This window comes from Streptomyces sp. V4I23 (assembly GCF_030817975.1).
In the GTDB taxonomy this organism is placed as follows: Bacteria; Actinomycetota; Actinomycetes; order Streptomycetales; family Streptomycetaceae; genus Streptomyces.
Window position 1 is genome coordinate 5,073,109 of sequence record NZ_JAUSZW010000004.1, and the last position, 15,533, is coordinate 5,088,641.

Consider the following 15,533-nt stretch of genomic DNA (forward strand, 5'->3'; position numbering starts at 1 on the left):
TCAATCGCCGGCCCGTTCGGGGACTTCGCCTGGCTTCGCCGACGGGGACCACACCCACGGCGGCCAGGCCGTAGGGGAGCTCGAGGACACCGCGCGAAGCGCGGTACGGAGTCCGGGGCTTGCCCCGGTCCCGGGGTGGGGTATCGCCCACGGCCGCCAGGCCGTAAGGGGAGGGCGGGGAGGGGAACGGCCGCGCGCGGCGGCCCCGTCACCCGGCGGCGTCCCCTCAGCCCGACGCGCCCGCAGGCTCCGCGCGCGTACCCGTGCCGAGCATCTCCGCGATCCGCTCCGGCGCCACCGCCCGCGAGTACAGCCAGCCCTGCCCCGTGTCGCAGCCGATGCGCCGCAGCCGGGACGCCTGTCCCGAGGTCTCCACGCACTCGGCGGTGACCGTGAGCCCCAGCCGGTGGGCCAGTTCGACCAGCGCCTCGACGATCGTCTCGTCCGCCGGGTTCGCGTGGGCCTCGTCCTGGAACCCACGGACAAACGTTCCGTCGAGCTTCAGTGCGGACACCGGAAGCCGGCTCAGGTACGCGAGGTTCGAGTAGCCGGTCCCGAAGTCGTCGATCGCGATCTGGACGCCCATCTCGCTGAGCGCCTTCAGCGCCTGGAGCGGCCGGCCCGCCGAGCCCATCACCGCCGACTCTGTGAGCTCCAGCTGGAGCAGATGCGGCGGCAGTCCCGTCTCGGCCAGGATCTCCGCGACATCCGCCACCAGGTCGGAGTCCCACACCTGCCGTACGGCGACGTTGACGCTCACGAACAGCGGTTCCACGCCGGGGTGGTCGAGCTGCCAGCGGCGCGCCTGACGGCACGCGGTGCGCAGCACCCACCGCCCGAGCTGCACGATCGAGCCGTCCTCCTCGGCGATGGCGACGAACCGATTCGGCGTCAGCGTGCCGAACTGCGGGTGGTTCCAGCGCACCAGCGCCTCCACTCCGCGCGTCACCCCGTCCGCGAGTCCCACCAGCGGCTGGTACTCCAGCGCGAACTCGCCGCGTTCCACGGCCGGGCGCAGCGTGGAGGAGAGCGCCTGGCGCGTCATCCGGTGCGCGTTGCGCTCGGGATCGAAGAGGGTCCAGCGGGCCCGGCCGTCCTCCTTGGCCCAGTACAGCGTCGTGTCCGCGGCCTGCATCAGCCCGGTGGCGCTCGTGCCGGTCACCGCGCGCTCCACGACGCCGATGGAGGCCGACACCGACAGACGCCGGCCGGCCAGGTCGAACGGCTGCTGGAGCGCCGCCAGTACGGCCCGTGCGAGATCGGCGAGCTGCTCGGTGCCCGTGGAGTCCTCGACCAGGATGGCGAACTCGTCCCCGCCGAGCCGGGCGACGAGGTGGCCGCAGCCGCGCGCCCCGCTGTTGTCGGCGCACTCGGTCAGGCGGTCGGCCACGGCGGCCAGGAGCCGGTCGCCGACCCGGTGCCCGAGCGTGTCGTTGACGGCCTTGAACCCGTCGAGGTCCAGGTAGCACAGCCCGATCCGGCCGGTGGAACCGTGGTCGTACGGTGAGGACTCCAGCGCGGCGGTGAGCCGTTCGAAGAACAGCGTCCGGTTGGGCAGCCGGGTCACGGGGTCGTGCAGCTGCAGATGGCGCAGCCGTGCGTGCAGCTCGCGCCGGTCGCTGATGTCGGCGACGGACAGCAGCACGTCGCCGGTTCCGCACACGGGGGCGACGGTGACCTCGGCCCAAAGAGCCCGCCCGTCGGGGTGCTTGAGCCGCCGGGTGCAGCGGAACCGCGAGCGCCGGCCGCGCAGCACCTCGCGGTAGGCGTGCCAGGTGCGGGCGTCGGAGGCGAGGTCGATGAGGTCGGCGGCGCACTGGTCGCGCAGTTCGGCGGGACGGGTGCCGAACAGGGCCGCGAACGCCTCGTTGGCGCCGACGACGAGTCCTTCGTGGTCGACGACGGTCATGGCGAGCTGTGCGGCGTTGAAGGCGGCACGGTAGTCGCACAGCTCGGCGGAGCTCCGGCCCACGCCGTTACGCTCGGTGACGGACTCTCGGACGTTTCCGGGGACTGCGACGCCCGCGGGCCCTTGTCCCTCGGAGGTTCCGCTCACCGCTCACTCCCGCATGCAGTGTGTCGTACAGGGTCGTGCAAATGTGGTCGGGGGCTGGCCGCCCGAGACATTCACCGAAGAAATCCCGCAAGGACTCGGGGAAAGTGTGCCGATCATAGAGGCTGGCGCGGCGGCCGTTCCAGCGTCACCGACCCGGCGCGGGCCCCCGCACACCGCGGCCGATCGTTTCTGCGCGGGTGGCGACCGGTGTCGGAACCAACCTGACCGGATGTGACGTTCCGTGAACCTTCGGAGTGTCGCCGCATCTCGGGTCGGCATCGGGCCGGTGTCAGGTCGGTCACCCGAGTGGGGCACCGGAACAGGGCAAACATCCGTAAAACATCACAAGGTGGGTGAGGCATCCAGCATTCCCGAGCCGGAGGTCTACGTGGAGGGTCAGCAGTCGCCCGAGGGAACACCCGTGAGAGTGGAAGGGGCACGCCTGCGCAGTGTTGCCGCGGGGCTCACCTCTCTCGTGGCGTTCACGGCAACGTCCCTCGTGGCCGGGCCCGCCGTGGCCGTCTCCTCCGCCGGTCCCTGCGCCCTGCCCCGCACACAGGCCCACCACTCCCTCGGCCTCGACTCCTGGAACTCCGCCTATCCGCAGCCCGTCGACCGGCTCGACGCCGTCATGATCTTCCTGTCGTTCCCGGACTCCGTCCCGCTGAACAGACCTCAGGAGCTCGCCGCCGACCACTTCCCCGCCACGAGCGACTTCTTCCGGCGCGCCTCGTACGGCAAGTTCCTGCTGCACGCGCACCCGCAGAAGGAGTGGGTGCGCATGCCGAAGGCGTCCGTCGTCTACGACATAAGGCGTGACTGGGACCCCGAGCGGCGCGCCACCTACCTCCAGGACGCGATCGACGCGGCCGACGACGACGTCGACTTCTCGCGCTACGACGTGGTCTACCTGGTCGCGGACCCGGACGCCCCCGGGGTCGACTCCGACGCCACCAAGGTCGTCAACTTCGACCGGCCGCTGTCCGCGGACGGCGCCGAGATCCGGCGGGTCGTCACCGTCTTCGAACGCCACCCCCCGGACCGCAACGTCCTGGCCCACGAGACCGGGCACGTCTTCGATCTGCCCGACCTCTACCACCGGCCCGAGGACGGCGGCTACGGCGACTGGGACACCCACGTCGGCGACTGGGACGTCATGGGCAGCCAGTTCGGCCTCGCGCCCGACCTGTTCGGCTGGCACAAGTGGAAGCTCGGCTGGCTCGGCCGGGCGGAGGTCCGGTGCGTGAACGGCGCGGACGAGGCGCCCGCCTCAGCCGGCCCACCGGGCGGCGCGGAGATCGTCACCCTGGAACCGCTCGCCGCCGCGCCCGTGCGCGGCGGCAGCGTCGGTACGCGACTCGCGGTGGTGCGCACCGGCCACAACAGCGTGCTCGCGATCGAGGCGCGCAGCGCCACGGGCAACGACGAGCTCACCTGCACCGAGGGGGTGCTCCTCTACCGGGTCCGGGGGGAGGCCGCGTCTGGGGACGGGCCGATCGAGGTCGTCGACACGCACCCGGAGACCGAGGCGTGCGGCGACGAGTCGGTCTACCCGCCGCTGGCGGACGCACCGCTGCAGGTGGGTGAGACGTTCACGGTGCCCGGTCCGCCGGGCGGGCGGGCCCGGGTGGAGGTGGCGGACCGTACGGCCACCGGGGCGTGGACGGTCAAGATCACGACCGCGTGAGGGCGCGTGCGGGTGGGGCTGCGCGGCGCGTGCGGGTGGTCTGCGTGGACGGATACGAAAAGCCCCTCGCTCTCGCGAGGGGCTTTTCCCGTCTGTGCGCCGCCAGGGACTCGAACCCCGGACCCGCTGATTAAGAGTCAGCTGCTCTAACCAACTGAGCTAGCGGCGCCTGCTGACGTCGTAGACCTTAGCACCCTGGTCGGCGGGAGGAAAAATCGATATGCGGACACCCGGCCGCGCCCCGTCGCGAGCGGCCCGGACACAGGCCCAGAGCAGCACCTCGGGCCCCGGCAGCCAGGGGCGACGTGTGCCGGGGGCCACAAGCCAGCGCGGCGCCGAGGGGGTGGCGGAGGGCGTCAGGGCCGGGACGGTCACGGCGTCGCCGATGCCGTGGCAGATGAGCGGCGGGACGGCCTCGCCCCACTCCTCCCAGTCGAGCAGCGACGGCAGGCGCTGGGCTGTGCCGGGGGCGGTGAAGAGCATCATGCGCCCTCGGTGCATGGCGACGGGCCCGGAGCCGGGGCCCTCGTCCCACAGCCGGCCGAGCATCCGGCGTCCGAAGACGGTGGGCACGTTCACGACGTCGAAGACGGTGCCGCACGGGAGGACGGCGGGGGCGGTGGGCCGGTCCTCCCACTGCGCCAGCGCGGAGCGGGGATTCGCCTGGGCGGAGGCGAGCCACCCGGCGCCGGGCGGGGTGACCTCGGCGACGTGATCGCGGCTCTCCTCGCGCAGGAGGGCGAAGATGTCCGTGGTGTGCTTTCGGTCTCGCGGCCATGCGCTCATGTGTCCAAGGTCTACCGGCAGTAACGATCCGGTTCCCCAGGGTTGGTGAAATCGGGGACAGGGTGGGGCGGAGGGGAGTATCTTGCGCCTGGCCGCGTGTGGCTGGCATATGCGGGGCCGTGGCGCACGCGGACGTGCGGGCCCGGACCGGGGGCCTTTCCCTCACCCCGCCCCTCCCCGAAACCGGGGCTTCGCCCCGGACTGCGTGCGGGCCGGGGGAGCGTAGGGGCTGACGCCCCCACGCCCGTTAGCGGCAGCTTCGCGCCGCGGGATGGCGGGCACGCCCCCGGGGCGCGGCTTCGCGCCCTGGATGGCCGCATCCCCTACGCGGCACCTTCGCGTCGAGGGCATGGGGCCCGCTGGAGGCGGCAGCTTCGTGCTGCCGGCGCGGGCACGCGCCCATGTGGCGGCTCCGCGTCGCGGCATGGTGCGCCGGAGCCCGCCATCTCCACGGGTCGCGGCGAGGCACCCCGGGGCGCAGGGACACGCGAGCGTCAGCGAGCCCCGCGGAGGAGGTCGCGGCCGAAGTCGATCATTTTCTGCGCGTAGTCCTCCGTCCAGCCCGCCCGTTCCCCGACCTCCGCCGGCGTCAGCCGGTCGAAGCGGCGGGGGTCCGCCAGCTGGGCCGCGGCCATCGCCTGGAACTCCATCGCGCGGTCCGTCGCCGCCCGGAAGGCCAGCGTGAGCTCCGTCGCGCGGGACAGCAGCTCCTGGGGGTCCTCCAGGGACTCCAGGTCGAAGAAGTGCTCGGGGTCGGCGGCAGCCTCCGAGGGCTCGAAGAGCAGCGGGGCCGGCCGCATCCTGCGCTCGGTCGTCCGCTCCGGTTCTGCCATGTCCGTTCTCCTCCTCGCACCACGGCCCGGGCCCCGGGCCGTCATCCATTGTCCCGCTCGCCGCAAGAGGGCCTCACGGCCGCCAGCTCACCCGGTGCTCGGCCAGGTGCGCCAGCACCGCGTGGTTCGCCTCCCAGCCGTCCGGGAACTTCACGGTCACGCCGAGCTGCACCGGCTCCGTCGAGGGGTGCTCGTCCAGCAGATCGCCCACACCCGCGCGGCACACCACGATGCACGCGTGCCGGTGGCGCGAGGCGAGGACGCACAGGCGGCCCGTCTCCAGGTGGAACGCCGTCGCGTCCGGGCGGCCCGACAGCGGGTGCAGCACGACGGTCACGTCGTACTCGCGGCCCTGCAACCGGTTCGCCGTGTCGACCGTGACGCCCGAGACCCCCAGGCCCCCCAGCGCCGCGCGGACCGCCGCCGCCTGGTCGCGGTGGGCGGTGCCGACCGCGATCCGGTCGGCGGTCAGCGGCATGGGCTCGGCGGAGACCTCGGAGACCGCCGCCCCGCCCCGGTCCAGCAGCCGCCGCACCACCAGCGCGACCGCCCCGACCGCCTCCGGGTCCGTACGGGGCGTGCGGCGCGCGGGCAGCTCCAGCAGGCCCCAGCCGGACTCGGCCGCCTCGTCCAGCACCCGGTCCGGGCCCGAGCCGTCGGAGGGGACTCCGAAGGCGAGCCGCCGGTCGCCCGCGCCGGTGCCGCTGCGGAAGGGCGTGAACGGGTAGAAGGCGTCGGACACCAGCGGCGCCGCCGACGCCGGCAGCCGCCACGAGACGGGCAGCCGGTGCTGCGGCAGGTCCGGGTTGTGGGCGAGGAGCGTGGAGACCGCACTCGCCGACGGGTCGTACGACAGCCCCGCCCACTGCTCGGAGCCGACGATCGAGAACGGGTCGAGCTGGCCGGGATCGCCGACGAACAGCGCACGCTCGAACAGTCCGGCGACGGCGAGCAGCGCGTCCGAGCGCATCTGGTAGGCCTCGTCGACGATCGCGTGCCGCCACGGCTCGGCGTTCTGCACGTGCGCCCACTTCGCCGCCGTCGAGATGACGACGTCCAGGCCGGCGAGATCGGCGGCCTTCGCCGACGTACGGACGTTGTCCAGGGCGTCGAGCGCCTTGTCGTACGGGTCGGAGTCGTTGGAGTGGAGGCGGCCGACGGGCAGCTCCGGCTCCTTGTCGGCGAGACGGAGCACCAGGTCGTCCACCTGCGCGTTGGTCTGCGCGACGACCATCAACGGGCGTCCTGCTCCGGCCAGTTCGAGCGCGGCCCGCACCACGAGCGTCGACTTGCCCGCGCCGGGCGGCGAGTCGACGACGACGCCCCGGGCGTCCCCGTGGAGGGTGTCGTGCAGGATGCCGGCGGTGGCGCGCGCGGCCTCCGCCGAGGGGTCGAACGTCACGGGAGACGTCACAGGAGATCCTCCGGGGTGACGAGGTCGGGGCTCTCGGCGCTGTCGGAGCGGGGAGGTCCGCCGTGTGTCCACGGCGTCTCCTCCGGGTCGGGCAGCTTCGGGCCGCCCCGCTGGTCGTGCTCGAACAGGGTCCAGTCGATCAGATCACCCTTGGCCGGCACCGACCCCTCGGCGGGCTCCTTCGCGCGGCCCATGCGGTCGGTGACGCGCAGTACGAGGACGCCGTCCCCCTCGTACCGCACGAACTCGGCGGTCTGCGGCTTGCCTTCGAGCGAGCGGTACACCTTCGCCCGCTCGCCGAGGTGCGGGCGGTCGTCCGTGCGCACGGTGACCAGCGGGCGCGGGCTCGGGCGCTTCGACTCGGACCAGGCCATCTCCACGTCGAGCACCTCGGCGGTGAACGCCTGGCCCGCGAGCCGGTGACCGGCCAGCACCAGCGGATCGTCCAGCGCCTCGTGCGCGTCCAGCTGGGCCTGCGCGCTCTCCCGTGCGGCGAGCTTGTGCGCGGCGGTCACCGCGTCGTCGCGCCTGGGCTGCGGAGGCTCCCCGGCCCGCACCCGGTCGCGATGCGCGGTGAACGACCAGCGGTCGCGGGTCCAGCGGTCTGCCACCCGGGCGCCCTCGGGCAGCTCGCGCATCAGCTCGACCATCCGCCACACCGCCTCCCACGTGGGCCGCAACTGGCTCGCGATCAGGCGGCGGATCTCCCGCTCGGCGTCGTGCAGTTCGCCCAGGCGCTCGTCCGCGCTCGCCCCGTCCTCCGCGGCCGCCAGCAGCTGCCGCGCCCGGTCGAACCGCTCCATCGCGGGCGCCAGCAGCCGGTTGTCGAACGCCGGGTCGGTCGCGGGACCGGCCGGCGGACACAGCAGCTGCCCGTCCCGGCCGCGGGCCAGCTCCGCCCGCAGCGCGGCCTCGGCCCCCGACTCGCCCTCGCCCGCGTCGATCCACGCGAGCACGGCGCCCAGGTGCTGGTCCTCCAACGAGGACTGGCCCGTCGCCCAGTGCCGGTTGAGCAGGTCGGTCGCCGCCAGCAGCAGCGAGGAGCCCGGCACGCGGGCCCGCTCCCCGTAGTGCGTGAGCCAGCGGCCCAGCAGCGGGACGCGCGGCGGCGCGGGGTAGGGGGTGTCGGGGTCCTGCTCGGCCGTGCGCCGGAAGCGCATCGAGCGGCCCAGGAGCCGCACGTACTCGATGCCCGCGCGGCTCGGCACGATCAACTGCGGGGCGTCAGCGCACAGTTCGACCTCGACGGTGACCTTCTTGCCGGTCTCCGCGTCGGTCTCCTTGCGTTCGACGTGCTCGACGTCGTCGCCGAACCCGTCCATGTACGGAAGGACGGCGTCGGCCAGCTCCGTGAGGAAGGCCGACCGCAGGTCGCGGTCGCGCGGCTGGGCCACGACCAGCAGCCGCGGCCGGCCGGGGTCCGTGCCGACCAGTGCCCCGAGCGGGGCGCCGGCCTCGCCCGCGGTCGTGAGCGGGACGAACACCAGGGGCCGCTGCGACAGATGGCGGTGGCGGACCGTCGCGAGGGGCTGGGCCCGCCCGGACTCGACGGCCTCCAGCCGCGCGAGGGTCGAGATCAGCGACATTCGACGCCCTCCTCGGCCAGGGCCCCGCGCGGCGCGGCCAAGCTCGCGCGCGCGGCGTCGGCCTCCCTCACGGGGGCGGTCTCGCGGCCGGCGGCAGCCGCCTCGGCCACGGCGGGCCTGTCGGCGGCGGTCCGGCCGGTCGTGGTGGGACGGCCGGCCGCGCGGTGAGTCCCCGGACCCGGGACCCGGTCGGCGGCGGTCTCCGTCACCGCGGCGCTCCGGCCGGCCGTCCGCAGGGACTCCGCCGCCCGCAGCGACTCCGCCCGCAGGGCCGCCGCCCGGCGCAGCGCGCCGACCGCCGGGTCGTCGGGGTCGCCGGCCTCACCACGCGCGGCGGCGAGGACGTCCCCGATGGTCGTCAGCCCGCCGAGCTCGCCCCGCACCGACCGGCCCAGCGCCTCCACCGCACCCGCGAGCCGGGCGCGGTCGCGGCAGTGGAACGCCAGCTCGCAGGCGGCCAGACACTCGGGCGCGTACGCGTGCGGCACCTGCTCGACGGCGTCGGCCAGCTCCTCGGCCGAGCACGACTCCACGTCGAACGTCACGCCGTCGGGCAGCTCCGCCGCGATGTCCTCCAGCCGAGCCAGCCGGGTCAGCTGGCGCCGGGTCACCGACAATTGCTTGCGCACGTCCACCACGGACGCGGTCGGCATGTTGGTGAAGTCCTTCGGGCAGACCAGCAGAACACTGTGGGACACGGAGGCGCCCTCGGTCAGCGCCGCGAGCCGCTCCAGCGCCAGCACGTACACCGCGGCCTGCCGCGCCGCCGCGCCCACCTTCGCGGCGTCCGCGGCCGCGTCGATCATCGGGAACGACTTGATCTCCACGACCGTCCACCGGCCGTCGGGGTGCACCACGACCGCGTCCGGCTCCAGATACGCCGGGGAGCCCGCGACGTCCAGCGCCAGCATCGGGTGGTCGAGCAGCGCGAAGCCCCCGGCGCCGGTCGCCTCGCGCAGCGCCAGCGCGGTGCGGGCCGTGCGGCCCTCGGGGCCCGTCGCCGAGAGGTCGGGAACATGCACCTCGTGCGGATCGTCGAGACCGAGCAGCCGCATCAGCTCCTTGCCGCCGTCGGCCTTGACCTTGGCCTCGAAGGCGTTGCCCCGCATGAACGCGAACTGCGACTGGCCGAAGGACGCCGGAGAGCCGAGCGCCGAGGCCAGTGCGGCCTTGTCCACGCCGGCGCCGTCCAGCAGGGCGCGCCGCTTGCAGCCGGGGTTGGCGGCGAGGGCCGCGAGCGCGCGGGCGTCCAGCGGGTGGGGCTGCGCGGCGGGGCCGCGCAGCTCAGCGAGCCGCTGCCTGAGTGCTGTCGTCGGCGCCTTCGGAGGAGGTGCGCTGTCCGGGGATTCGCTCACCCGCCGAAGTCTCGCATCCGCCACCGACAACGGGGGGAACGGCGGGCGTCGCGTGATGCGCGAAGCGGCCGGTGACCCGGTCGGCGAGCCGCATCGCGTACGGCCCGAGCAGCGCGCCGACGCCCATCACGGCGGCTCCGGCGACGGCGTCGAGGAAGTAGTGGTTCGCGGTGCCCATGACGACGACCGTGGTCAGCAGCGGGTAGGCGACGCCGAGGGCCTTCATCAGCGGCGTACGGCCGTGCCGCCAGAGCATCACACCGCACCACAGGGCCCAGCCGACGTGGAGGCTGGGCATCGCCGCGTACTGGTTGGTCATGCCGCCGAGCCCGCGCGGCGCGCTCGCCTCCCCGCCCCACCAGCCGTACGCGCTGTACTGGGCCATCGTGTCGACGAAGCCGTGGGCCGCGTCGAGCAGCCTCGGCGGACAGGTCGGCATCAGCGTGAACCCGGCCAGGCCGAGCAGGGTGGAGACCATGAGCCAGGTCCGGGCGGCCCGGTAGTGGGCGGGGCGGCGGCGGAAGAGCCAGACGAGGATCGCCGGGGTCACGAGGTAGTGCAGGGTCGCATAGGCGAAGTCGGCGGGTATGCCGATCGCCGGGGTCTCGGTGAAGAGACGGTTCAGCGGGTGCTCGGCATTGACGAGGAGCGCCTTCTCCACGCGCAGGATCGCCAGTCCGTGGTCCACGGCCGTCGACACGTCGCCGCGGGCGAGGAGCCGTCCTGCGGAGTATGCCGCGTACACCACGGCGATCAGCATCAGTTCGGTCCACCAGCGGGGCCGTTGGTGCTGCGCGGGGAGCGGCATCCGGTCGGTCTCCGTCTTCAGTTCGAAGGATCACTCGTCCTGGAAGGGGACGCCTTCCCCGTCCCGGAGGTTGCCTCCCGATGGGGTGCGGGATGATGGGACGACAAGCACTCGTGAACACCAGGGAGCGCCCATGGCACCGCGGATCCTCCTCGCACGGCACGGTCAGACCGAATGGTCGCTGAGTGGCCGGCACACCGGCAGGACGGACATCCCGCTGCTCGACGAGGGCAGGCGCGGCGCCAAGCTGCTGGGCGAGCGGCTGCACCGGGCTCCGTGGTCCGGGCTCCCCGGTGTCGAGATCCGCACCAGCCCGCTCGTGCGGGCGAGCGAGACGTGCTCCCTGGCCGGCTTCGGAGACCGGGCGCAGCCGTGGGACGCGCTGATGGAGTACGACTACGGGGCGTACGAGGGGCTGACCCCGCCCGAGATCCAGGCCCGGCAGCCCGGCTGGCTGCTGTGGCGCGACGGCGTCCCGGAGGGAGAGACGCTCGCCCAGGTCTCCGCCCGCGCGGACGAGGTCGTCGAGTGGGCGCTGTCCGCGGACCGTGACGTGCTCGTCTTCGCGCACGGCCACATCCTGCGCGCGATCGGGGCGCGCTGGCTGGGACAGGACATCTCGTTCGGCGCGCGCATCCGCCTCGATCCGACGAGCCTGTCGGTCCTCTCGTGGGCGTACGGGGAGCGCGCGTTCGAGCGCTGGAACGACCTGGGGCACCTGGAGGTCTGAGCAGCGGCCGGAGTCCTACGGGTGTCCGGCCGTCCTGCGCACCTCCCGCGGGCCCGCGCCTTACGCGCGGGCCACCACTCGGGTCGCCGCCGCATGGTGGTCCAGGAAGGCCGCGACCCCCTCGGCACGCCGGTGCGGCGCCAGCACCCGCGCGGTGTCCGCCAGCATCGTCCGGATACGCGACGACCGGACGTCCCCGAGCAGCGCGAGCACCTGCTCACCTGCCGCGGCCGCCTCGTCCGGGACGCCGGCGCGCGCCAGGTCGGCGGCGAGTTCCGCGCGGTAGAGCGCGAGGTTGCGGGTGAAGCGGTGGTCCTGGAGCGCCGCCGCGCGGCGCGCGTGGTGCGCGGCGCGCGTGAAGTCGCCGAGCGCCGCCCAGCACTGCGCCTGCAGCGCCTCCCGTTCGGGCTCGGCGAAGAACGACATCCACTCCGGGTCGTCGGGCGACGCGCCCTGCTCGAAGTACGTGTGCGCGCGGGCGAGCGACTGCTCGCAGCCCGCGCGGTCCCCGAGCCCGGCCCAGCCGCCCGCCTCCCGCAGCGCGAGCAGCGACAGCAGCCGCGGCGAGGCGACCTGCCGGGCCGCGCGCCGGCCGGCCTGCGCGGTGCGCACCGCCTCCCGGAACCGGCCGGCATCCCTGGCCAGGAACGACGTGTTGCAGAACGCGTGCGCCTCCAGGGCCGGGTCGCCCGCCACGCGCGCGGTGGCCAGCGCCTCCGCGTAGTGCGAGCGCGCGTCGTCGAAGCGGCCCGAGTCATGGGCCAGCCAGCCGACGGAGATGGCCAGTTCTCCCGCCCCGGCGTGCAGCCGGTCCGCCGTGGACCTGCGGGACCACGTCCCGGCGTCGAGCAGCGCGTACGCGGCGCGCAGGGGCTGGGCGGCCCGCCGGTAGAGCCCGTCGGCGCCGTGCCGGTCGTCGAGGAGGCGGATGCGTCGCACCGCCTCCTCCACGGCGCCGACCTCGGCCTCGCCGACCCGGCGCTGCGCGGGCACGGAACCGGATCCGGAACCGGATGCGAAACCGAGTCCCAGGGAGGCGGCCGCCACCGTGACGGAGCCGCTCGTCATGAATGCGCGACGCAGCACGTCGCTCTCCTCGTCGATGTCACTGTCGCTGCTGGGCCGGCCGCCGCCGAAGGGACGGCACGGCGGGAACGGGGGTGCCGGGGGGCGGGACTCCGGCGCATCGGCGGCCGCGCGGCGGCCGCGGCCGCGCACGTCCTCCCGGGCGGTGAAGCCCAGATCGGTCAGGGTGAGACCGGGGAACATGTGCAGGAACACCCGCTCGTAGGCGTAGTTGGGGCAGCGGATCTCGCCCGCCTCGACCCGGCCGATGTAGCGGGCGTCGCACGAGACCTGCTCGCCGATCTCGCGGGCGGCCCTGCGGACGGCCGCGGCGAACTCGCCCGCGGAGCGAGATCCGCGCAGTCGGCGGAAGGCCAGGTTGGGGTGCGCGGGGTGCGCCCTCGATGCCTGTGACGACGACGCCATGGCCGAGCCCTCTCTTGGTGCAGCCGTGTTCCGGCGGAGCAAGAACGTACCTGCTGTGACAGGGAACTCACACAGGGTTTGGCTACAAAAGGGACATGTCGTCGGCGATCTGCCATGAACTGCCATCCTTTGCGGCGGCGTGCCGCCGTAGCCGTTGACGCGCGCGGCCGTTGAACCGTAAGGAGACCGGCTACGTGTCTCCCTATGGGACTCGGCGAGGAGGGGGATCCCCTTGTTGGAGGTCGGCATGGAGACCGGTGCGACGCCCGCGACCACGGTGGCCCACGGGCCCACCCCGGACAGCAGCGTGCCGCCTGCCGCGCCGTGCGACCTGGTGACGGTGCCCGCGCGCCAGGGCCTGGAGGCCGTCGACATCCTGCGCCGCGCGGCGGCGGCACCGGGGGTGGGGCCGGTGCTGCACGACGGGGCGTGCGACACGCTCGGCTTCCTGGTGCCGCCGGGCACGGCCGACGGGTGGGACGTGCCGGGGAGTGCGTGTACGCAGACGTCGGGTCGGGGCCTGCGGATCCCCGGCGTTCCCGCCGTGCCGCCGGTGCTGGGCTCGGGCTGGCTGCTGCCGCCGGAGGGGGCGGAGGCGGTGACGGACCCGGCGGTGCTGAGGGAGGCGCTGGGGGAGGCGGCGCGGCTGATCGAGGCGGCGGACAACTGCTGCTGAGGCGCGCGCAGTGCGGGTCGTCCGCGGGGGGATGCCCCCACCCCGCCCCTCCCCGAAACTCTGCCGAGAGCTGGGGCGCTGCCCCTGCGCCTGCCGCGCGGCGCGAGGACGGACCGGGGCTCCGCCCCAACGCACCTACCGCGCCTGCTTCGCGGCGCGAAGAAGTGCGAACGCACTCCCGCCGCCTGCTGCTCGGCTCCGCCCACGCACCTGCCGCGCTCGCTTCGCGGCGCGCGAAGGCATCCTCGGGCCGGTGCTCCGGCCATGCGTCTGCTGGCCGGTGCGGCGGGTCCACCCCCGAGACCGGCCCTGCTGCGCCTGCCGCGCCTGCGGGGCGCGAGGAAATGCGGACCGGGGCTCCGCCCCACGCACCTACCGCGCTCGCTTCGCGGCGCGAAGAAGTGCGGTCGCAAACCCGCGGCCTGCTGCGCGCGCGGCCCCGACCCTGCCGCGCTCGCTTCGCGGCGCGAAGAAACGCGGACCGGGGCTCCGCCCACGCACCCCTGCCGCGCCCGCTTCACCGCGCGCGAAGGCGCCGTCGGGCCGGTGCTCGGGCCATGCGTCTGCTGGGCCGTGCGGCGGGTTCACCTCCCGGGTCGGGTATTTCGCGGCGCGGTGGGGCACGCGCTTGGACCGGGCCCACGGGCGCCTGCCGCGCGGCGCCGGCGACCACCGTTGTGAGCGGTCGTTCCGCGGGAGGGGGCACAACCTCACGAGGGCGGGCGGGGGAGGCCCCCGGCGCGCTCGTGTGGGCGCCGCGGCGATAATGGAGGCGTGGGCAGGCGCAGACAGCGGGAGCGGGACGGCGGGGGGCTCGTCGAGCGCGTGGACGGCGGCGTCGCCGAGCTCGTCGAGGACCGCGAGCGGCCCCGTGGCTGGACCCTCCTCATCGACGGCGCGCCCCAGTCGCACGTCGACCTCGACGACCCCGGCCACCTCTCCTTCGAGTACCAGCGCAGACTCGGCCACGTCATCGACCTGACCGCCCCACCCGGCCGCCCCCTCCGCGTCGTGCACCTCGGCGGCGGCGCCTTCACCCTCGCCCGGTACGTCGCCGCCACCCGGCCCCGTTCCACGCAGCAGATCGTCGAGGTCGACGCCGCCCTCGTCGAACTGGTGCGCACCCGGCTCCCGTTGGACCCCGGCGCCCGGATCCGGGTCCGCGCGGCCGACGCCCGCGCCGGACTCGCCAAGGTGCCGGACGGCTGGGCGGACCTCGTCATCGCCGACGTGTTCAGCGGGGCCCGCACGCCCGCCCACCTGACCAGTACGGAGTTCCTCGCCGAGGTGAGAAGGGCGCTGCGCCCCGGCGCGTACTACGCGGCGAACCTCGCCGACGGCCCCCCGCTCACGCATCTGCGCGCCCAGATCGCGACCGCCGCCGCCGTCTTCCCCGAGCTCGCGCTCGCCGCCGATCCGACCGTGCTGCGCGGCCGCCGCTTCGGCAACGCCGTACTCCTCGCCTCGGACTCCGAGCTGCCGGTCGCCGAGCTGACCCGCCGCGTCGCCGGCGACCCGTTCGCGGGGCGCGTCGAACACGGCCGGGCGCTCGCCGACTTCACCGGAGGAGCGGCGCCGGTCACGGACGCGAGCGCCAAGGACTCGCCCGTACCGCCGGCCGCCGTCTTCAAGAGCTAGTGCGGTGACCGCAGTTCACCGGGTTGTTGATCCAGTAGAGCTTGCGGGGACGGGAAGAAGGCGACGATGCCGGCTGGGATCGCCAAGGCACTGCAGGGCGCCAAGAGCTACGTCTACCGCTGGTCCGCCGACTGTCGACGTGTGCGTCGGACGAGCATGACCACGGTCGCCATACCGAGGACGACGAACCCGAGTGCCCCAGCCACCCCGGCTTCGAACGGCGGGCCGGAGATCGGCACGACGAGGGTCTCACCAGAAGTCGTTGTCACCTCACAACCCCGCCCGGTGATCGTGGCACCGTTGAAGTCCGGATGCAGCTGCCCCTCCAGGCACTGTTTCGCCTTGCGCCCAGCCGCCGCCGCCCAAACGAACAGACCGCCGCAGAGCAGCATCCCGATAAGCAGGACTCTGCCGATCGGTAGTTTCATGGCAAGAACCTTTCCCATCGGGGGCGCGATCGCAGCATACGTTTG

13 protein-coding genes and 1 tRNA gene are annotated in these 15,533 nt (G+C 74.2%); 4 read left to right on the top strand and 10 right to left on the bottom strand.

The genetic code is table 11. The annotated features are described in order from the left end of the window. Positions 1-226: 226 nt before the first annotated feature. The gene (locus tag QFZ82_RS25390) at positions 227-2,056 is read right to left on the bottom strand and encodes a bifunctional diguanylate cyclase/phosphodiesterase (RefSeq protein ID WP_307715358.1); all 1,830 of its coding nucleotides are present in this window, start codon (positions 2,054-2,056) and stop codon (positions 227-229) included. 388 nt (positions 2,057-2,444) lie between these two features. Here QFZ82_RS25390 and QFZ82_RS25395 point away from each other — a divergent pair, with 388 nt between their 5' ends. Next, on the top strand, positions 2,445-3,743 hold the full coding sequence (locus QFZ82_RS25395) for a M6 family metalloprotease domain-containing protein (RefSeq protein WP_307717835.1): 1,299 nt from the start codon (positions 2,445-2,447) through the stop codon (positions 3,741-3,743). A gap of 95 nt (positions 3,744-3,838) precedes the next feature. Here QFZ82_RS25395 and QFZ82_RS25400 read toward each other — a convergent pair. The 7 genes from QFZ82_RS25400 to QFZ82_RS25430 all read right to left on the bottom strand — a co-directional run bounded on the left by QFZ82_RS25400 (position 3,839) and on the right by QFZ82_RS25430 (position 10,525). After that, positions 3,839-3,912, bottom strand: a tRNA-Lys gene (locus QFZ82_RS25400). Then, the gene (locus QFZ82_RS25405) at positions 3,903-4,529 is read right to left on the bottom strand and encodes a bifunctional DNA primase/polymerase (protein WP_307715359.1); all 627 of its coding nucleotides are present in this window, start codon (positions 4,527-4,529) and stop codon (positions 3,903-3,905) included. Before QFZ82_RS25405 ends, QFZ82_RS25400 begins: the two co-directional genes overlap by 10 nt. Before the next feature lie 494 nt (positions 4,530-5,023). Beyond that, the gene (locus QFZ82_RS25410) at positions 5,024-5,362 is read right to left on the bottom strand and encodes a hypothetical protein (RefSeq protein WP_307715360.1); all 339 of its coding nucleotides are present in this window, start codon (positions 5,360-5,362) and stop codon (positions 5,024-5,026) included. Positions 5,363-5,435: 73 nt separating this feature from the next. Then, positions 5,436-6,776 (bottom strand): AAA domain-containing protein, encoded by a 1,341-nt coding sequence (locus QFZ82_RS25415; RefSeq protein WP_307715361.1) that lies wholly within the window; start codon positions 6,774-6,776, stop codon positions 5,436-5,438. After that, complete coding sequence (locus tag QFZ82_RS25420; RefSeq protein WP_307715362.1) at positions 6,773-8,362, bottom strand: hypothetical protein; 1,590 nt, start codon at positions 8,360-8,362, stop codon at positions 6,773-6,775. Before QFZ82_RS25420 ends, QFZ82_RS25415 begins: the two co-directional genes overlap by 4 nt. Continuing rightward, entirely contained in the window at positions 8,353-9,717 is a 1,365-nt protein-coding gene (locus QFZ82_RS25425; protein WP_307715363.1) for a hypothetical protein, read from the bottom strand. Before QFZ82_RS25425 ends, QFZ82_RS25420 begins: the two co-directional genes overlap by 10 nt. Further along, positions 9,647-10,525: a phosphatase PAP2 family protein gene (locus QFZ82_RS25430; RefSeq protein ID WP_307715364.1), complete on the bottom strand. Its 879-nt coding sequence runs from the start codon at positions 10,523-10,525 to the stop codon at positions 9,647-9,649. Before QFZ82_RS25430 ends, QFZ82_RS25425 begins: the two co-directional genes overlap by 71 nt. A 133-nt stretch (positions 10,526-10,658) precedes the next feature. On the opposite strand from QFZ82_RS25430, the gene QFZ82_RS25435 reads away from it, so the two are divergent. Then, entirely contained in the window at positions 10,659-11,255 is a 597-nt protein-coding gene (locus QFZ82_RS25435) for a histidine phosphatase family protein (RefSeq protein WP_307715365.1), read from the top strand. A 60-nt stretch (positions 11,256-11,315) separates the two neighbouring features. On the opposite strand, the gene QFZ82_RS25440 is transcribed toward QFZ82_RS25435, so the two are convergent. Then, complete coding sequence (locus QFZ82_RS25440; protein WP_307715367.1) at positions 11,316-12,746, bottom strand: tetratricopeptide repeat protein; 1,431 nt, start codon at positions 12,744-12,746, stop codon at positions 11,316-11,318. Between the two features lie 247 nt (positions 12,747-12,993). Here QFZ82_RS25440 and QFZ82_RS25445 point away from each other — a divergent pair, with 247 nt between their 5' ends. After that, complete coding sequence (locus QFZ82_RS25445) at positions 12,994-13,422, top strand: hypothetical protein (RefSeq protein WP_307715368.1); 429 nt, start codon at positions 12,994-12,996, stop codon at positions 13,420-13,422. Positions 13,423-14,196: 774 nt separating this feature from the next. After that, positions 14,197-15,060 (top strand): spermidine synthase, encoded by an 864-nt coding sequence (locus QFZ82_RS25450; RefSeq protein ID WP_307715369.1) that lies wholly within the window; start codon positions 14,197-14,199, stop codon positions 15,058-15,060. A gap of 113 nt (positions 15,061-15,173) precedes the next feature. On the opposite strand, the gene QFZ82_RS25455 is transcribed toward QFZ82_RS25450, so the two are convergent. Further along, complete coding sequence (locus QFZ82_RS25455; RefSeq protein ID WP_307715370.1) at positions 15,174-15,488, bottom strand: hypothetical protein; 315 nt, start codon at positions 15,486-15,488, stop codon at positions 15,174-15,176. Positions 15,489-15,533 lie beyond the last annotated feature (45 nt).